General features: G+C 39.7%; 12 protein-coding genes and 1 pseudogene. 1 reads left to right on the top strand and 12 read right to left on the bottom strand.

What is annotated here, in order from left to right; genetic code table 11:
• From Q0Y52_RS06305 to Q0Y52_RS06275, 7 genes and pseudogenes are all read right to left on the bottom strand, one after another.
• A partial coding sequence (locus Q0Y52_RS06305) for an amidohydrolase family protein (RefSeq protein ID WP_297819503.1) occupies positions 1-1,199 on the bottom strand: 1,199 nt, incomplete at its 3' end.
• A 26-nt stretch (positions 1,200-1,225) separates the two neighbouring features.
• Positions 1,226-1,834, bottom strand: a complete 609-nt coding sequence (gene leuD, locus Q0Y52_RS06300; protein ID WP_297819500.1) for a 3-isopropylmalate dehydratase small subunit — start codon at positions 1,832-1,834, stop codon at positions 1,226-1,228.
• Positions 1,834-3,252, bottom strand: coding sequence for a 3-isopropylmalate dehydratase large subunit (leuC, locus tag Q0Y52_RS06295; protein WP_366939255.1), 1,419 nt, complete (start codon positions 3,250-3,252; stop codon positions 1,834-1,836). The genes leuD and leuC overlap by 1 nt, the downstream gene beginning before the upstream one ends.
• 89 nt (positions 3,253-3,341) lie before the next feature.
• Positions 3,342-4,756: pseudogene (locus Q0Y52_RS06290) on the bottom strand (sodium-dependent transporter).
• Between the two features lie 4 nt (positions 4,757-4,760).
• Complete coding sequence (locus Q0Y52_RS06285) at positions 4,761-5,654, bottom strand: alpha/beta hydrolase (protein WP_297819497.1); 894 nt, start codon at positions 5,652-5,654, stop codon at positions 4,761-4,763.
• 103 nt (positions 5,655-5,757) lie between these two features.
• A complete protein-coding gene (locus tag Q0Y52_RS06280; protein WP_297819494.1) occupies positions 5,758-8,613 on the bottom strand; it encodes a TonB-dependent siderophore receptor in 2,856 nt (951 codons plus the stop codon).
• 205 nt (positions 8,614-8,818) lie between these two features.
• Positions 8,819-10,297 (bottom strand): DASS family sodium-coupled anion symporter, encoded by a 1,479-nt coding sequence (locus Q0Y52_RS06275; protein ID WP_297819490.1) that lies wholly within the window; start codon positions 10,295-10,297, stop codon positions 8,819-8,821.
• Between the two features lie 885 nt (positions 10,298-11,182).
• Between Q0Y52_RS06275 and Q0Y52_RS06270 the strand changes: the two genes are divergently transcribed.
• Positions 11,183-12,100 (top strand): LysR substrate-binding domain-containing protein, encoded by a 918-nt coding sequence (locus Q0Y52_RS06270; RefSeq protein WP_297819488.1) that lies wholly within the window; start codon positions 11,183-11,185, stop codon positions 12,098-12,100.
• Between the two features lie 362 nt (positions 12,101-12,462).
• Here Q0Y52_RS06270 and Q0Y52_RS06265 read toward each other — a convergent pair whose 3' ends face one another.
• From Q0Y52_RS06265 to Q0Y52_RS06245, 5 genes are all read right to left on the bottom strand, one after another.
• Positions 12,463-12,894, bottom strand: coding sequence for an NIPSNAP family protein (locus tag Q0Y52_RS06265; RefSeq protein ID WP_297819515.1), 432 nt, complete (start codon positions 12,892-12,894; stop codon positions 12,463-12,465).
• 223 nt (positions 12,895-13,117) lie between these two features.
• Positions 13,118-15,238 carry a polyribonucleotide nucleotidyltransferase gene (pnp, locus tag Q0Y52_RS06260; protein WP_297819486.1) on the bottom strand — a complete coding sequence of 707 codons (2,121 nt, stop codon included), beginning with the start codon at positions 15,236-15,238 and terminating at the stop codon, positions 13,118-13,120.
• A 763-nt stretch (positions 15,239-16,001) separates the two neighbouring features.
• Positions 16,002-17,534, bottom strand: a complete 1,533-nt coding sequence (locus tag Q0Y52_RS06255; RefSeq protein WP_297819482.1) for a CotH kinase family protein — start codon at positions 17,532-17,534, stop codon at positions 16,002-16,004.
• Positions 17,535-18,155: 621 nt separating this feature from the next.
• Positions 18,156-19,073 carry an alpha/beta hydrolase gene (locus Q0Y52_RS06250; RefSeq protein ID WP_297819479.1) on the bottom strand — a complete coding sequence of 306 codons (918 nt, stop codon included), beginning with the start codon at positions 19,071-19,073 and terminating at the stop codon, positions 18,156-18,158.
• 113 nt (positions 19,074-19,186) lie between these two features.
• Positions 19,187-20,986, bottom strand: a complete 1,800-nt coding sequence (locus tag Q0Y52_RS06245; RefSeq protein ID WP_297819476.1) for an acyl-CoA dehydrogenase C-terminal domain-containing protein — start codon at positions 20,984-20,986, stop codon at positions 19,187-19,189.
• Positions 20,987-21,038: the final 52 nt, after the last annotated feature.

Raw genomic sequence — 21,038 nt, 5'->3', positions numbered from 1 at the left:
TCGATAGAACCCAAAACGTCCGATTTACCAAGATTATCAGCACCATATATTGTGGCCGTTTTAATCGCTTCAGTTGGGCTTAAGCCTGCTTGCACTAATAGTCCAAACTCTGTTGCATTAAGGCCGTGTTTAGATACATAACTATCGGTACCAAACGCAATTTTAATGCCTTTTTTATAGACAAGGCTTAACGTATCTATCATTTGAGGCCCCACTTCTTTGGCTTTATCTCTAACCGATTGTACAAAAAATGAATTTTCATCTGCTGCAATATCTGACACGGTAGCGCCCGCTAGTAATGTGGGTATAAAGTAAGCCCCTGTTTTCTTAAATAAATCTAATGATTCTTTATCAGAAAAGGTACCGTGTTCAATAGAATCAACTCCAGCACGTAACGCTGCATTAATACCGTCTGCATTATGCGCATGTGCGGTAACCTTTCTTCCTAACTGGTGAGCGGTATCTATAATTGCTTTCACTTCATCATTAAAAAATTGTTGCCCAGTTCCGGCTGCTGTTTCAGATAACACGCCTCCTGTAGCGACAAACTTTATGTGATCGGCTCCACGTCTAACTTGATCACGTACTGCACGACGACAATCAGCAACACCATCACAAGCGCCAGTATGATTAACAACTGCAAACACTTCATCTCTATAACCATGACGTTGCCCGTGCCCACCAGTAGGTGAAATAACGTCACCCGCGGCATAAATTCTAGGACCGGGGACATAATTTTTTTGAATAGCATCACGTAATGCAAAAACTGAATCTCCACCTCGGCCACCAAGATCACGAACGGTAGTAAAACCTGAATTCAAAGTTATTTTTGCATTTCTTGCGCCAAATAATGCGGTATCAGGATCAGAAAATTCAACCCTGCGGATTTTACTTTTACTACCAAGCTCATCTGTAATATGTACATGTCCGTCAATCAATCCTGGTAATACAAAACTATTTTTTAAATCATGAATTTTGACCGTATCATTTGACGCTTTTTTTAAGGATTTAGCGGTTATATAGCCCGACTTAACATTAACAATCTTTCCATCACGGATAACAATACTTTGTTTGTTCTTGATGTTATCACCGGGAACAGACATTAACTTCCCCGCATGCACAATGACTAAATCAGCAGCATTACTCATCAATGGAGTGAACGCCAATACACAACCTACTAATCTACTTAAACCTTTCATGATATCTCCTAATAATTTTTAATAAATTAACCCAGCCAAGGATTATTCATTAAATGTTGTTTTTCGAATGACTTGATTGCTTCGGTACGTTGCAATGTGCTGCCTATCGCATCTAGCCCTTGCATTAATGCTTCTTTTCGCATTGGGTCTAGCTCAAAATTTATTTCATTCTTTGCTGTTAACTTAATTTTTTGACGCAATAAATCAATCTCTATTTCTTGTATTTCACCAGAGGCGACATGTTCTCCAAATTGAGTCATTAATTTCTCATCTAACTCAATAACCAACAAACCATTACGCTGACAGTTATCATAAAATATGCCGGCAAAAGTCGTACCGATTAAGGCACGTACCCCGAGTTGTTTAAGACCCCAAACCGCATGTTCTCGGCTTGAACCACAGCCAAAATTAGCGCCAACAGCTAAAAATCTTGCACCTATCCACTGAGGTTTATTCAATACAAATTCTGGATTAGGCTCACCAGAAAGCAGAAAGCGCTGATCGAAAAAAACACCTTTATCGAGCCCATTACGGTCAATACCTTTTAAAAATTGTTTCGGCATAATCACATCGGTATCGATGTTAGCTGTCATAAACGGGGCTATTTTTCCTATTTCAATTGTAAAAGCGTCCATCAATTTATCTCCCAATCACGTACATCACATAAATGACCTTTAATTGCGGCAGCTGCAACCATGGCAGGGCTCATTAAATGTGTACGCACACCTGCCCCTTGACGACCTTCAAAATTTCGATTTGTACTCGATGCACAGCGATCACCAGGGTTTAACACATCATCATTCATGGCTAAACACATAGAGCAACCAGATTGCCGCCACTCAAAACCAGCATTGATAAAAATATCCGCTAAACCTTCTTCTTGTGCTTGAGCTCGAACCTTTGATGAGCCCGGAACAATCATAGCTCGCACACCGTCTGCAACCTTTTGTTCTTTAACTATTTCAGCAACTTGACGTAAATCTTCTATACGCGCGTTAGTACATGAGCCAATAAAAGCATGCGTAATGGCGATACCTTGCATTGCAGTACCTGCTTGTAACCCCATATATTGAAGAGACCGAGTCATACTTTTGCGCTTCGCAAGGTCGATGTTATCTCTTGGGTTGGGCACTACACCACTAATGATTAGGGCTTGATCAGGACTTGTTCCCCAAGTAACCATTGGCTCAATACTATTGGCATCTATCGTCACTTCTCTGTCAAACCTAGCATCGGCATCGGTATATAATTGCTTCCATTGCTCTACAGCGCGATCCCACAGTTCGCCTTTGGGCACTCTTGGTTTAGGTTTAAGGTATGCATAAACAACCTCATCAGGGGCCATAAATGCACCTCGAGCACCCGCTTCTACTGCCATATTACAAATAGTCATCCGTGCCTCAACACTCATGCTTTCAATAGTAGAACCACAAAACTCTATCGCGTAACCTGTAGCACCTGATGCACCTATATCACGGATCATTTCCATGACGACATCTTTTGAAGTAATGCCTAATCCCAACGTGCCATTAACTGTGACTCGCATGGTTTTCAATTTTTTATAGATAAGTGTTTGTGTGGCTAATAGGTGTTCAATTTCAGAGGTACCGATACCAAATCCAAAAGCACCTAACGCCCCATATGTTGTGGTATGACTATCGCCAGCAGCCACTGTCATACCGGGTAGAATAAAACCTTGCTCCGGTGCCACAACATGTTCAATACCTTGACGACTATCAAGAATATCGAACAATTCAATGCCAAATTTTTCGCAATTTTTTGCAAAATAATTAACCTGCAGAGCGCCCCCCTCTTGTGGACCAACAGACACTCGTTGAGGCTCAGTAGAGTTAACATGATCTACTACCGCTAAAGAGGTATTTGCTCTCCATAAATCTCGATTAGCATCACGCAAACCACTGAAAGCCTGCGGACTTGTATACTCATTTAATACTTGGCGATCGATATATAAAAGAACATGACCTTTATCATCCAGTTGACATACAGTGTGTGAACCAATAAGTTTCTCATATAGAGTTTTTGGTATATTCATAGATTATTTCCTTTTCAAAAAAATTTGCTGGTGACTGAATATATGCCGCAGAGAAAATATTGAAGTAACTGTTTAACTTTTCTGAGTTACTAGAAAAGCTCTACGCCAATAAACTTCTGTAAAATTGTATTAAGAAAAACCAGCAACAAAATAAATGGGATAATAGACAGTACCGAAAAGTCCACATATCGCTTAGTAAGCGAATCGTGATAATCGCTATCGCCTTGTTCCAGTTCAAGGTTCATACTTTTCTTCCAACGAAAGCGCACAAACAAGCAAATAAGTAAGCCATTCAACGGTAAAATAGTGTCGTAAAACACGTCGACAATCACATCAAAAAAGGATTGGCCTTTCCCCGCATAAGTTACAAAATTAGTTAACCAATCAATCATTCCAAAGGAGCATATACATGCAACTGATAAAACTAATAACGGCAAAGTTAATTGAAGCAATGCAGGTTTTGCTTTAACTTCAGGGTGTCGATTAAACTGGAAGTTGGCACTTCAACTATCGACACCAGTGATGTAATAGCAGCGAAGAAAACGAGTAAGAAAAAAATAAATGCCACCACACTAGCGCCTATATAACCAATTAATGGTTGCAGTGCTAAAAATAACTTTGGCAAGTAAGTGAATATCATGCCCACTGAAGAGTCGCTAAGTTGAGCCGGATCTGTATTTGGATTGATGACAAAGATAGCCGGTAATATTAACAAGCCGGTAAAAAAAGCAACTGTTGTGTCCGCTATTGCAACAAATTTGGCGCTACTTGAGATGCTCTCTGACTTATTGACATATGAGCCGTAAGTGATAAGGATCCCCATTCCTAAGGAAAGAGAAAAGAAAGCCTGAGAGAGTGCACTATTAACAACGGCGGTATTTATTTTACTAAAATCAGGCACTAAGTAATAACGTAAGCCAATCTCTGCATTATCTAGCGTCAATACAAATACGACCAACCCAATCAACATAACAAAAAGTAACGGCATCATAATTTTAGCCGCTCTTTCGATTCCTTTTTTTACACCACTTACAAGGATAAGGTTTACAAAAGCACCTACTACAAATAAATAAATAAATACTTGGTTGCTATTAACAAAATTATCAAACGTATCTGGTTTTGCTAATTCCGATAAATTACCCTGCGCTATTTCAACAAAGTAGCCAAAAATCCATACGGTGACCACCATATAAAAAACAGCGATCATCAATGGCGTAATAAATGTCAACATGCCTAAAATTCGCCAAGGAGAGCGTGATTCAGTTTCTTTTGTGTAAGCGCCAATGGGATCTTTTTGGGTCCGGCGCCCTAAACTAAGTTCTGCCATCATCACAGGTAAGCAGACAAAAATGATGAATAATACGTAAAGCAATAAAAAGGCACCGCCTCCTCCTTTAGTAGCAGCCACAGGAAAGCCTACTAAACTTCCTATTCCAACAGCCGAACCAGCGGCTGCCAAAACGAAGCCAAGGCGCGAGCCAAATTGTTCGCGAGAAGCCGCCACTAGTCTATATTGCTATTTTAGGGAGATTCATAAAACTAAGTACTTGCTCTAAAAGCAGTTCCGGTGCTTCTTCTGGAATATAATGACCTGAAGGCAATGAGTGACCTGTTACTTGTTCAGCAACTTTCTCCCATTCCACTATGGGTTCGAAGCAACGACCGACTACTCCTTCTTTTCCCCACAAAACTAACAAAGGACACGATACTTTATGGCCTGCTTCGATATCTGTTTTATCATGTACTAAATCGATACCTGCACTGGCTCGGTAATCTTCACAAATGCCTGTTGCAGCACCTGGTAATTTGAGGCATCTTAAATATTCTGAAAATACTTCTTCGGTAAATGGACTCATACCGGCACTTCGTGTACCCATAACACTTCGAAGGTAATTTTCTGGATCAGCTTCAATTAAAGATTCGGGAAAAGGTGCAGGACGAATCAAGAAAAACCAATGCCAATACGCTCTTGCAAATTCTTGATTAGTTTGTTCATACATTGCTAAGGTCGGTGCAATATCGAGTAACACCATACATATAACATTGCTCGGGTGATCAGCAGCAAGCCGATGAGCAACACGTGCTCCTCTGTCGTGAGCAAGTACTGAAAAGTGTTCAAAACCCAAATGCTTCATCAACTCGACTTGATCTTTGGCCATTACACGTTTCGAGTATGCTTCAGATTTGTCACTAGCCACAGGCTTATCACTATCACCGTACCCTCGTAAATCTGCAGCAACCACAGTAAAGTGCTGAGCTAATTTATCTGCCACTTTATGCCATATAGCATGAGTCTGAGGATGACCGTGTAGTAGTAATAACGCAGGACCGTTCCCACCAATGCGATAATTAATATTGATCCCGTTCACAGCGACCTTTTCAGTTTTATAAAACGTAAACATAAATACTTGTTTCCTGTTCTATTATTTGAATTAGCTGGGAATAATGTTCAAACAATTCCCAGCTAAAGAGTCAAGATTATCCTCGACAATATAGGCCTACAGATTAGAAGTTATAAGCAGCTCTAAGAGAAATAAAGCGTCCAACATTGTCGTAATTACCACGAGAAGCAGTAAATACATCTTCACGACGAGGCGGATCAATATCACCAAGGTTAGTGATGGTTGCTGTTAACCTTAATTCGTTCTCAAATTCATAACCAAGTACTAAGTCGTTATAAATACGTGAGGGTACATCATTAGTATCGATTGACTCAGCCGTTAGTACATTAGGATCAAGTATTGCTGAACCAATATAACGAGTGTTTAAACCAACAGATAACGCACCTGTTTTATAGGTTAAGTTTAAATTTGAACGAAATTTAGGGTTGTCAGGATTATTTTTAGAAATAAACAAGCTATCCGGGTCATTCTCATCTACCAACTGTTCGTGATCTAACAAGTAAGAACCATTTAATGACGCACTAAGCACGCCGTCATCAATATCAGTACTATAATAACCTTCAAAATCAATACCTCTAGCATTGAGGCTACCTACATTAATTTTAGCTACATCAATTCGCTCGATTGACAATTGATTATCACGAGTGATTAATGAACAAAACTCATTAGTTGTTGTTGGTGAGTCTACACATTTTTTGATAATGTCATTTACACCAAAAGAGCCTATCGCATTAGTAATTTCAATGTCCCAATAGTCAATCGAAAGAGTAATACCCTCAATAAAGCTCGGAGTAAGTATTGCGCCAATAGTAAATGAATCAGACTCTTCCTCAGACAAGTCCGAATTACCACCGGTAACAACTTCTTTTGCTGGCGCTGCATTAGGATCAACCCAACCATTAGGAATACCTAAGGCTGCACAATTAGCCTCACGGGTAGATGTGCCTAAATTAATTTGAGTCACATCACATGGATCAGTCAAAAAAGCACCTGTAGTAACACCAGGACTAAATAATTCAGATAAATTAGGCGCTCGGACACTAGTAGCTATTGATGCTCTTAAACGAATATCTTCAATTATTGCCCAATTAAATCCGAGTTTGGTTGCTGTAGTTCCACCGATCGTATCGTAATCGGAATATCGAATAGCAGCTTCAATATCAAGTTGTTCAAAAGCGGCTATGCCTGAAAGAACGGGAATAACTACTTCCAAATACGCTTCATCTACAGACATTTCAGCACCTTGAGGTTCTTGTCCTCTAAACAGGTGTAATCCACCTTGTCTTGCTAGGCCATCATCTAACGCAGCAATGGATTCTTCTCTATGCTCTAATCCAGCGGCAAATTGTACGAAACCCGACGGTAATTCAAATGCATCACCAGCTAAACTAGCTGATATAACTTGTTGCTCATTTCTGTGAAAACGTAATGCAGTGTGTTGAATATAAGCGGATTGTTCTGATGTAAGAGCTTCTTGCGACAATGGAAAAATTGGTACACAGTCACCACCACTACGACAAACAGCTTCGCCTGTAACAGGGTCTGCAATTACATCTATAGCATTTGCAACATTCTGAGTAATTGAATAGTTACTCCACTTAGAGTTATTTTCATAACGAGAGTCTTGAGCAGAAAAACTCCAATTCCAATCATTAGCTAAATCACCTTCAAAGCCAGCAACTAAAGAATAGCTAGTACGGTCAAAAGTTGGGGTTCTTGTTCCCCAGTTTTGATATGCACGATTATAGCTAAGCGTTGATATACCATTAGCATCCATTAATGCGGTCAAATCATCAGGTAATAAAGGGTTTTCGCGTTGCAGTTTATTTATAATTAACCCACCACTTCCCGTTGTATTATCTGGTTGACCAGAGCCAACCGTTGTTGTAGTACCAAAGTCTGCATCAACAAAGAAGTTAACATCATCAGCTACTTCATAATTTAAACTAAAGCGTGTTGCTAAAATCTCTTGTTCTTGCCTAAGCCGTGAAAAGTCAGTTCGTCTAAAGCCTTCCGCACCAATACCTCTAATATTGGCGAATAGTATACCACGGTCAATAAGCCTTACCGATGGATCTGCGGTATACCAATCGCCATCTACTCTAAAAGCTCCTGTAGGTGCAAAACCGTAAAGCGCTATATCTTCAACATGAATTCTGTCTGGTATGCCATCAGCTGGACCTGTATTTGCAGGATTTGGTCGTAAGTTTAATTCAGTACCAAAATCACGTTGCGAAGTTTTTAATTCTTGCTCTTTACTGTAGCTAATACCAACTACAATGGAGCCTTTGCCGTCAGCAAACTCAGCACCGCCAGCAAAATCTAATGATACACGTTCACCACCACTACCTGCTGTAGAAGCACCGGTACTGACTGAAAGTTCTATGCCCTCAACATCATCTTTCATGATCATGTTAACTACACCACTTACTGCGTCAGCGCCGTATACTGCAGATGCGCCACCAGTAATAACTTCTACTCGTTTGATAAGACCTGCCGGTACCATTGACAAATCAACAGCAGATGAGGCGCTACTACCTGAAACACGACGACGACCATCTATCAAAACTAAACTTCTGTCAGTACCTAAACCACGTAGGTTAATAAACGATGCGCCAGCTTCAGGACTTGACAGTGCACCGGGGCTACCATTAGCACTACCTAAACCAACACCTATTGAAGGCACAGATTTAAGAATATCATACACATTTGAAAAACCTGATTCTTCAATGGCCTTTTGTCCCACTACATTGACGGGTGTTGCTGTTGCAAAGCCAGCTCGTTGAATTCGGCTACCTGTTACAGCAATTTTTTCAACGCTGCTCTCTTGTTCCTTAGCTGAATTTTCATCTTGTTGAGCATTTACACCTGATGAAACCAACGACAAGAGTAAAATACTTGTGGCAATCTTGGTTAATTGAAAATGTGGCTTATTATTAAGAATTTTTTTGTACGACATTATAACTTCCCATTAAACTTAGTTTATGTAGCTTGCGGATATTTAATTACAACACTAATTCTTTTTGTGCTTTAAAATCTTAGTTACTAGTTACTAGCTAATTTCAAAAATCATAATCGATAATAAAAGATTACATTCTATAAATAAACACCAAAAATGAATACACAAGAAACACAAAACGTGTTCAATAGACTTAAAGTAAGGGTCAAATATCCAGCAGAATATCTGCAAGTAAATACATTGCAGAACAGGTTATAAATATCGCGATAATGTTTAAAAAGAACCCTGCTTTAATCATGTCGAATAAACGCATCTTTTCATAAGTAAATACAATCGCATTAGGGGGCGTTGCTACAGGCATCATAAACGCCATAGAAGCAGCCACTGCAGCAGGCACCACAAGCATACGAGGGTCTAAGTCTAGACCTATAGCCACTGCACCCAATATGGGTAAAAATGTGGCGGTTGTTGCAGTATTTGAGGTTATTTCAGTTAAATATACGATAGTCACAACAACAGATATGATTAATAACCAAGTACTCACTTGAAGGCCAGAAACTGATTGTCCTATCCACATAGCAAGACCGGTGTTATTGAAAGCCAAGGCCAAAGCGAGACCTCCGCCAAATAACAATAAAACTCCCCAAGGAAGCTCCTTAGCGACCTCCCAATCTAATATAAACTCTCCTCTACGCCAAGATACTGGCCATGCGAAAAGCACGAGGGCAGCGAGCAGAGCGATACTAGTATCATTGATTGATAACCCTGTTACTTCCACGAGTAATCTACAGAACACCCAACTAAGGGCTGCACAAATAAATACGCCCGCCACCACTTTTTCAGGATATGACATTGGGCCTAACTCTTCGAGTTCGTGTTTAATTAAGCTACTAACATTACCTATCTGAATTCGTTCGGCGGGGAAAATAAACTTGGTTAAAAGCAACCAAGCAATGGGGATCATGACGATAACAATGGGAATGCCAAACTTCATCCAAGTAAAGAAATCTATTTCAATACCATAACTACTTGATAAAAAACTGGCTAAGAATGCATTAGGTGGTGTACCAATTAAAGTACCTACTCCCCCGATTGTTCCACTGTATGCAATGCCAAGCATCAGCGCCACGCCAAAGCTACGTATTACTTTCTCATCATTTGTCTTGCGTGCAACAAAATCGATTACCGACATTGCGACCGCGTACATCATGATCGTTGCAGAGGTATTAGATATCCACATCGACAAAAATGCCGTTGCTAGCATAAACCCACCAATAATGCTGGCTGGGCGTGTACCGACCACAGAAACAATTTTTAGCGCAATGCGTTTGTGAAGCCCCCATTTCTGCATTGCACCCGCCATTATAAAGCCACCAAGAAATAGAAATATTATTGGATGAGCATACTGACTCGCTACCTCTTTCATCTCCCCAACCCCCAATATTGGCATTAGTGGGATCGGTAATAGTGCTGTAGCTGGGATAGGGATGGCTTCAGATAACCACCATACGACCATCCATGTTATCAGCGCTACCAAAGTCCATGCTTCTTTATTCATGTCAAATGGGGCTGGTAACAATACCAATAGTAAAGCGATTAATGGCCCAAGAAATAAACCTACTAAACGGAGATTATTCATTGAAGAAGGGGATGTTTTACTTTCTTCAACATGCTCATTTTCCATAATTTACTCCTGAACAGACTAAATATCACTGCGGTATGTTTTACGAATATCGATAGAATATTTCATATACAGCCACACTATGCGTTACGAAAACAAAGATAAACACTGTAAGTATGAAAGATTAGAACACGTTTTGTAACCAATTGATTTATTCTAAAATATGTTAACCCATTTGGTGGCTTACTATGTAAGCTAAGTCTTGATTGTAATGGTCGAATTAATCAAGAGTACCCAGTTAAGCAAGTACCTGGTGCAGTATTTCTAACAAAATTTTCAGCTGTCAATAGAGCTAAGCTAGGGTAAAGTTCAACAATAATATTTCCCAAATCAGCCTGAATTTCAACATATGAGCGGTTACAGTTATATGTATCTCATACGCATGATCCGAGACCTGAAGTGAATAATATTATTAAGGCTATTCGATATTGTTTTATTTGAACCAAAAGTCACCTCTTTTATGCCATGTAATTAAATGCGAACCCAATTTATAGGAAGGATTAGTTTTACGCCGACTTTAATTGATTTAATTACCTGTAAGCAATGTAGGCTCTTAAAACTCGTTAAGTAGAATGGATATAGCTTACTGTTTTATCACCTTTGACAGAATATAAGCTGCGCAGAGTCTTAAAGCACAGTTAGTACTCTAACTAACCTGAGCTCGGGATAAGTCATACCGTTCAGCTGCACGTTTGAACTCGAGTTCAGGTTAGCTAACAACTCTGAAGCACTTGGTAAATGTTCTAAAACCTTACAAAAAGTCGTCATTTTATGGGGTGATATTTTGTCACTACAAACTAGTCTCCCTGATTTTAGGATTATCGATGATGTATATTTAATATATACCTATAGTATGCTGTCACGAAAACAGAGATAAACACCGTAAATATGAAAGATGAAAACACGATTTGTAAAGTGTTACCTCAACCAAAGGATTTAATTGTATTTCTAACCGTAATACGTAAGTTAAGCTTTGCGGCAGCAGCAGAAGAGTTAGGACAGTCTCCAGCCTATATCAGCAAAAGAATTGGCGTTTTAGAAACAAACCTTGCCACTCGACTATTTCATAGAAGTACACGTAAAATTGTACTAACAGATGACGGTGAACGTACCCAACGTTGGGCAATGCGTATACTTACCGATATTGATGACATGGTTGATGACCTAACTGAAGCTCAGCACATTCCCCGAGGTTTCCTCCATATTTGTACCACGTTCGGATTTGGACGTAAGCACGTCGCACCAGCTATAGCAAAGCTGTCAGAACAATTTCCTGAGCTTGAAGTTCGACTGGAAGTTTTCGATCGTGCTGTAGATATTATTCAAGAGGGTTTTGATCTCGAAATTAGAGTGGGTGAAGATCTTCCTCAACAACATATCTGTAAAATGTTGAAATCAAATAATCGAATTCTCTGCGCCACCCCCGATTATCTAGAAAAATATGGTACTCCACAAAAGCTCGATGATTTACATAATCACAGTTGCTTAGTACTAAAAGAGCGAAATTCTCCTTTCGGTATATGGAACCTACATGACGGAAAAAAAGAAATATCCTTGCCTATCAGTGGCCTATTATCAAGTAACCATGGTGAAATTGTTTTACAATGGGGGCTTCAAGGCCGGGGAATTGTTATGCGTTCATTTTGGGATGTAAAGCATTTATTAGAAGAAGGTAAATTAGTACAAATTTTGCCAGCCTATACTCAAACAGCAAACATATGGGCTGTATACCCTACCCGATTATCACACTCTGCCAAATTACGTGTTTGTGTCGAGTTTTTAGAAAAACATCTCAAAGGAATTTAAATAATACTAAAGCCGTCATAACAGATGGGTCATGAAAATAGTCTCACAATAATTGTTTTAGCTTGTCATTAGAAAAACCACTTACAACTGAGTATGACCTGAAGAGGTCATTGTTTAGATAATTAGGTAGCTGAAAGCTTTTTTCCGTTCACCTAGAACGGAATAAGTAAAACGAAAGTCTACGTAAAAAAGTAAAATTAAAGCCGACTTGTTTGTATTGAGTTATTTTACGACCCTACCCTGCTATACAGCGACCTTGGTTATGTATCTCCCAATGAAAAAAATATACATCCGAAGACAAACTGAATGTCTACAAAGTTGGGGAGTACTATTATCCGTCAACAGAAAAGCCTTAACATTATTTATAACGAAGGTGAGAAATCAGTTTTGTGCATAAACACCACGTCAATTTTCTTAACTAAATCGCCATTCTTTTTGGATGCATTAAAGGCTTCGACCCAAGCAGGATCAGCAATAAATGTTTTCCATTTATTTTTTGCGTCTTGCTCACTGTTATGTTCAATAATATAAATTAGCGTATTCTCCGAGTCTGGGCTTTGAGTAGGTGTCCAACAGGCTACAACCTTCATACCTAAGCGACCAAATATCTGGTGTGTATGATCTCTGAATCTAGCGTGAAGAGCGTCTAGCTTTCCATCATGGGTATGGTAAGTTCTCATCTCGTAAACTTTGGATACTGTATCTTGGTGTGAATTTTTGTCTGCTGCAAAAAGACTAAACGAATGTAAACTGCATACCAAAAGTAGCATTGCTCTAACAAAAAAACGGCTCATCACTTTCACGTTAATTTCCTGTAAATATAAAGAATAGTTGAACTTCGAATACTACTGTATAGGTAAATAAATACCAGAGCGTGTCAAATTTTGTTGTTTAAAATCTTAGAACGACTGTTCGCAGAACAAAGTTAAATCTGTTTTCATGCCGCGCAATTTTATCCCAATAAAAAAGGAGCCTTTCGGCTCCTTTTTTTATTATTTACTGGTGTTAACCAATAATTTATTCATTACCTTCAGCGGGTGCTTCTGGCGCAGCTGGTTTTTCAGTCAAATCTTTAATACTTAAACGTATGCGGTTCTGACGGTCAATTTCAACAACCTTAACGTCTAGCACTTGGCCTTCTTCTAAGAAGTCAGATACCTTGTTAACACGTTCGTGTGCGATTTGTGAAATATGCACTAGGCCTTCTTTGCCAGGTAGAATTTCAACAAATGCACCAAAATCAACGATACGCGTGACTTTACCAGAGTAAGTTTTACCCGACTCAACTTCAGCAGTCACTTGTTCAATCTTAGCAATAGCAATTTGCGCTTTAGCCAGCTCTGTAGCAAAAATCTTAACAGTACCGTCATCTTCGATTTCGATATTACATTCTGATGCTTCCGTAATAGCGCGGATCATCGCGCCGCCTTTACCAATTACGTCACGGATTTTGTCTTTATCCACTTTCATTTTGTAGATGCGCGGAGCGAACTCAGACATCTCTTCACGGTGACCAGAAATCGCTTGGTCCATCACACCTAGAATATGCAAACGCGCTTCTTTAGCTTGTTTCAAAGCAACCTGCATGATTTCTTGAGTGATACCTTCGATCTTGATATCCATTTGAAGTGCAGTGATACCGCCAGTTGTACCGGCCACTTTAAAGTCCATGTCACCTAAGTGATCTTCATCACCCAAGATGTCAGATAGAACGACAAAGTTTTCGTCATCTTTCACTAAGCCCATAGCGATACCCGCAACAGAAGCTTTAATCGGTACGCCGGCATCCATCAATGCTAAAGACGTACCACAAACAGAGGCCATTGAAGACGAACCATTTGATTCAGTGATTTCAGAAACAACACGTACCACATAGGGGAAATCTTGTTCAGACGGCATAACCGCTTGAATACCACGTTTAGCTAGACGGCCATGGCCGATTTCGCGACGCTTAGGTGAACCCACAAAACCAGTCTCGCCGACACAGTATGGAGGGAAGTTATAATGCAACATGAAACGGCTGTCAGTTTTACCACTAAGGCCATCAATCATCTGTGCATCACGCTCTGTACCTAAAGTAGCAGCAACGATTGCTTGCGTTTCACCACGAGTGAACAATGCAGAACCGTGAGTACGTGGTAACAAACCAGTGGCAACGTTTAGGGCACGTATCATTGCAGGATCACGACCGTCTATGCGAGGCTGACCAGCAAGAATACGTGAACGTACAACGTCACTTTCAAGGGCATGCATCATTTCAGATACTTCTTTCGCATCTTGGTCTGCATCGCCAGCAACAATGGTTTCAACTGTTTGACTAGTCAAAGCGTTGATAGCGTCTTTACGCTCCATTTTGTCAGACACCTGATAGGCCTCTGTCATGCCCGCTTCAGCTAATTCTTTCACTTTGTTTTTAAGCGTAGTATTTTCTTGTTCGCCTTCCCAATTCCACGAAGGTGTATTCACCTCAGCAGCAAATTCAGCGACTGCACCAATAACGGTTTGTAATTGTTCGTGGCCGAACATAACCGCACCAAGCATCACTTCTTCAGATAAAATGTCTGCTTCAGATTCAACCATTAACACTGCATTTTTAGTACCAGCAACCACCAAGTCGAGTTGGCTCGCTTCAAGTTCAGATGTACGGGTATTTAATACATATTGCTCGTCGGTGTAACCCACGCGCGCAGCACCGATAGGACCATTAAAAGGCATACCAGATATAGCAAGCGCGGCAGACGCACCAATAAGAGAGATAATATCAGTTGGGATTTCAGGGTTAGCTGAAACAACAGTGATGATAATTTGCACTTCGTTCATAAACCCATTTGGGAATAAAGGACGGATGGGACGGTCAATTAAACGAGACGTAAGTGTTTCGTATTCTGAAGGACGGCCTTCGCGCTTGAAAAAACCACCTGGAATTTTACCAGCCGCGTAAGTTTTTTCTTGATAGTTGACCGTCAATGGGAAGAAGTCTTGACCAGGCTTAGTATTCTTTTTACCGACAACAGAAACCAATACACAAGTATCATCCATACTTGCCATTACGGCTGCGGTGGCTTGACGAGCAATTACGCCCGTTTCTAGAGTAACAGTATGCTGACCATACTGAAAAGTTTTAGTAATAGGAGTCATTTTTTTCCTTTAAATAATTTTCAAATTGCCCCACTTAGGACAATACTCTTTTGCTTTCTATAGATATCGCTTTCAAATGCGGGGCGTAGTATAGCGGTTCAGTATAGCTAAAAAAAGTGAATAGCCTGAATTAGGAGCAAAAAGTTACATTTAATAGTGAAAACGCTGTATGAACCCAGTAAGCCAATTTATTTGAATGATTACCCGACATAAAAATTGATCATCGCTGACACCTATTCAAATAAACTCAGTAGTGAAACTAGTGCCCAATAAAATTGTAGATGAGTTGTTATGAAAGTAGTTGCTACAATATTGCATTTATGGACATTGATGGCATGACATCAATCATCAATGATATGTAACCTGCAACTAAGTCAGCTGGCTCACACAGATATTTGTCTAAACATTGATATAACATGAACCAAAGCATGCAGCGCTGAGAAGCCGGCGAACCTATGCATCAAGACTCTAGACTCAGAACTTATTTGACAAACCAGCCCATTAGTAACATTGCAGCCTTGCTACTGTGGGAACAAGGCAAGGTTCATATGTTTGATATAAACCTATCAAACATCGAGCAGCCATCAGTGAATATCATATATTCTCATACAGACTGCACTCGATTTCTTAATAAGTTTTAATTCATATCAGCTCGTCACATTGACTTTTAAAGTGCCTCACCAGAGGCACTTTTTATATTATCTCAGTGGTATCATATGGATTATTGTTAAGAGAACTTATCTTCGGGCGCAACATTCATCTTCTAAAGATTGTTCAAGGCCCCATCTAACCAAGTCATTCGTTGTGAGTACCATGTTTTAAGATGAGCCACCTCTTCGGTGTATGTGTCAAATACCACGGGATTTGGCCACACATATTTGCCCAAGGTCTCCCACTTATTGTCATTCTCTTGTTGTGCCAAGTTCAACTTGATGGCAAAGGCATCAATTTTATTCATAATGACATTTTGGTTGTTTTTAAAGTAGGCAAAACGGGTTTTGACTTTTTCTAGAAATGCACTGTCGGTAAATAACCTGGCAAACCATGGGTTATCTTTTACCCAGAAACCCTCAGGTGTTGGGAAGTCATCACCCGCATAATCCACATTGCCAAAAGAGAGATCAAAATCCCATAACGGCCCCATCTTGATTTTTTCACCCGGCACTACATTAAAGAAGATGCTGGAGAAGGATTTAGAATCAACATTTTTGGTAATTTCATTGATTAAATACCAGTCCACAAAACTGTCAACGTCCATATATTTGGCATAACCATTGATAGGGTCTCTAAAATTTGAAGCAAATAACGTAGCTTCAAATGCATTAATGTGGGCCTTAATATAGTTGTATTGGTCATCATCCCAATCAAGACTGGGCTCTTTGATTGCGACTAAAAATTTATCCGTATAAAAATACACATCATCTGGGTTTTGTCTGTTTAACTGATCAATTTCCAGTAAAAAACCATCATCACCAATGTCTACTCGATTACTGCCTTCTTCCACCTTTTCAGTGATATTGTAGGTGCCGTTATATTCATTGTTAACATACACCTCGGCAAAGATACTTTTAGGTGTCCATTCGAGGTTGCTCAAATAACCCATCTCAAAACTCATGGTATTTCTTAACATGGTTTTGTCAGAATATTCAGCCAAAAATAACCATTTCTTTTTAGATGGCATATCTAAAAATATCGATTTTTCATCTAGCTTCATTTGAAAAGGCTTTTTAGGGTGCAGGAACCAGGTCGAATTTCCGCGCCCGCGAATTTTCATAACTGAGGCAGGTGCATCTGCAAAGTTACGCCCACCTTTGATAGTCACAGTGCCCTCAACGTAGTCTTCTTTTGATTCAATGGGACCATTTCCAGATGTTGTTAAATAAATGATGGGCAACCCAGTAAAAGCCACAACATCCACCGAATAACTGAGTTTCCGGCCATCTTCCATCATTACTGTGTAAGTCAGAACATCACTGAAGTCTTGCTCTGATACCGCATTTGTCTGTGCAGTATCATTAACAGTCAATGACGTACCTGTATGTTCAAAAGTAGCAACCATACTTTGCCAATCAGCAGTGGCTGGAAATCTTCCAGTAATGGTATTGCCAGATATTGATAAGTTTAGATTTGATGTAAGACTGGGATTATTTTCTGTTAAAAAAGAGAACCGACTGATACTGGGTTCGACAATCACTACGACGGGTATTTCTTGTTCTGGCGAATCAGACCCACCACAGGACAGTAAAGATAAACTAAAAAAAATAATAATCAAGGGGTGTAAAAACTTATCGAACATCAGCATAACCCTTGTGAATTATGAATTTTTAATATTAATTTTGTATGTTTCATGGTTTGTACCTTTACGAATTTTTTCATTAATTATTAACTACTTAAATTTAATATAAAGTGGATCAATTCAAATTGCTAGAGTTGGATCTAGTTAATTTTATGTGACTAACTGGATTACATGATGAATGAGATCTTGTGGGAATTATTTCTGAGCAGTTACTAAAAATGTAACAGTACGATTGAAAGACATCGCGAACATCAATAAAGGAATGTCACTTTTCACAGATAACCTGTAATGTTTTCATTTCGTTAATTTATAAGTAAAATCATTGCAGCTACGCCAAGCAATATTATCTACATTGCATCAAAAATGAATTAGCTATAAGTCAGATCCATGACCGTTACATATTGGGCTCGATATTTTGATGATTTTATGTGTTTCTTAGGCTTGATACTTTGAATAAAGCGAATGAAATTTTGAGCAATTATCATCATATTAAGCCGTGTATTTATTTATTGGTTTAGGTGTGGATAAACACATCAAATTATCCTGATACTCATGTGAATTATGATCTGAACCGTAAATGTTAAATAATTTGGGGCTTAACAACCAAATAAGTCCTTATAGCTAATAGTTGTGCAAGAAATTTTCTATCTCTAAATTCACTTCATTAGGCAACTCATGTTGCAACCAATGGCTAGCATCAGGAAAACGCTTGATCCGCAAGTCAGGCACATATTTTTCTACCCCGTCTGTATTCTCTTTAACAAAGGCTTGGTCTTGTTCACCCCATAGTAGTAATGTTGGGCAAGTGATACGGATATTAGGGATTTTCATTTGTGTTGCTGCAACGACAGGTCCATTGCCAGCAACTGATACTTTCTCAGAGGGTGCTAACTGAGGCATACTTCGATAGTACTGGAGCATGCCATTTATAGCGCCAGACTGAGCCCATACATCCTCATAAGCCTTGCATTGTGTCTCACTCAATGTGCCTTCGCGCATGCCAACGAATACAGTGTCTTTCAGGTATTGATAATTATTGTCTGATAACTTTTCAACCCCATTAGGCGCTATCAACTCATGGATATATTCACTTTTTTGCCGTTGCTGAGCATTATTAATCATTTCCCGAGTAAAAATACTGGGATGAGCAGCATTGAGTATGATTAATTTATCGATAAGTTGTGGGAAAAATGCTGCAATCGGCCATGCGATGACGCCGCCCCAATCATGAGCCACTAATATTATTTTTTCCTGTGGTGCCACACCTTGGATGAACTTAGCAATAAACTTAATAAGCTTGGGGACTTGATAAAACGATGGGTCCTCAGGTTTATCACTTAAATTATAACCGGGTAAGTCAGGTGCAATCACACGATAGTGATCAGCAAAATAATCAAGTTGTGCATGCCATGTGCCCCAGTATTCAGGAAAACCATGTAAAAAAACAATGGTCTGGCGTGGTAAATTAGTACCGCTACCGCTCCCCGCTTCAACATAATGTATATTTACGTTTTCAATGTCGATTGTATGATGTTTCATGACGCTGTTTACCTAGCAAGTCCAATCCGTTTAATGCAAAAAAAAGCGGACATTTTTATATGCCCGCCTCTTTATATTTCCCTGTCTAGCTTGTTATTATATTTGACTAAAACTTAAACAATGTTGAACTGCTCTTCTTCCATATTCATCAAGTTATCAGCACCCGATTCCATAGCAGAGACTAAAGAACGTGAACGGGTTAATAAACGATCAAAATAAAATTTAGTCGTATGTAACTTCGCTTGATAAAATTCTGGTTCACTGGTGCCTTCATCAAGTTTTTGCTGAGCTACAACGGCCATTCGAAGCCAAAAATAACCCACAACCACGTATCCTGAATACATCAAATAATCAACAGACGCAGCGCCTAATTCAGCAGGATTTTTAGCCGCACGAAGCATAATATCTTCAGTGATCTGATGCCATTCATCTACGTGTGTATCGATACTGTTAGACCAAGCATTAAACTGACTCTTATCTCGAATGCTTTTACAATATTCTTTCACTTCGTTGGTAAATATTGTTAGCAGCTTTCCGTTAGACCCAATCACTTTCCTAGCTAATAAATCAACAGCTTGAATACCTGTTGTGCCTTCGTACATTGTACAAATACGGGTATCTCGTGCGAGTTGTTCCATACCCCATTCTGTAATGAACCCATGTCCACCAAAGACCTGCATACCATAGCTAGTAGTCTCTTGTGCAGTTTCTGTTAGAAATGCTTTGACAATAGGTGTTAACAAGGCAAGCTTCGACTCCGCGAGTTGTTTAGCACCTTCATCTTGATTGGCCTGAGAAATATCGACTAATTTCATGGCGTATACGGCTAATGCTCTATTACCTTCAGCGAAAGCTTTTTGAGTCAACAGCATACGGCGCACATCAGGATGGTTAATAATCGGATCAGCGGGACCGTCAGGATTTTTGACACCTGTCATCGCTCTAAACTGTAAACGGTCTTTAGCATAGGCTAAGGCACCTTGGAACGCGGCTTCAGATGCAGACAAACCTTCTAAACCTGTACCTATTCGTGCAGTATTCATAAATGTAAACATACAATTAAGACCACGATTTTCAGTACCAACCAGGTATCCCTTGGCATCATCAAAATTGATCACGCAAGTTGCCGAGCCCTTGATACCCATTTTGTGCTCAATAGAGCCACAACTCACACCGTTTCTGTCTAACTTTTCACCTTCGGGACCTGCATGAAATTTAGGCACAACAAACAATGAAATACCTTTAGTGCCACTTGGTGCATCTGGCAAACGAGCAATCACGATATGCACGATGTTCTCTGACATATCATGCTCACCTGCTGAAATGAAAATCTTGGTTCCGGTTAAACCGTAGCTACCATCTTCATTCTTAACAGCTTTACATTTGAGCATGCCTAAATCAGAGCCACAATGAGGTTCAGTCAAACACATAGTGCCTGTCCAATGGCCACCAATAAGATTATTCAAAAACATTTTTTGTTGTTCAGCAGTACCATGTTCTTTTAAGGTTTCAATACAACCTTGACTGAGCCCTGGGTACATGGCCCAAGAATGATTCGCCGAAGAAAACCATTCCGCCATCACACTGCCTAAAGAATAAGGTAAATTCTGTCCACCGAGTTCTTCTGGGTGAGTCATACCTGTCCAGCCGCCATCGACGTACTGTTTGTAAGCTTCTTTAAAACCTGCAGGAGTGGTGACATCTCCGTCTTCCCATTTACAGCCTTCTTCATCACCGTTGGCGTTAATTGGCGCTAACACGTTCTCAGCGAATTTAGCGGCTTCTGAAAAAATGGCTTCAACCATATCAGGCGTAGCATCTGTGAATCCCAAATCAGCGTAGTGTTTTTCAAAATCTAATAATTCGTTCATCACGAACAGGGCTTCTTTCTGTGGGGCTTTAAAATATTGCATAACTTACCTCTTAAACTTTTGCGTATATTTTGTCTTTAGCTGCTTTTTTTCG

Origin of the sequence: uncultured Paraglaciecola sp., assembly GCF_943787955.1 — a bacterium.
Classification (GTDB): domain Bacteria; phylum Pseudomonadota; class Gammaproteobacteria; order Enterobacterales; family Alteromonadaceae; genus Paraglaciecola.
The sequence above is the reverse complement of the archived record's forward strand: the minus strand, read 5'-3'. Positions and strand labels throughout refer to the sequence as shown.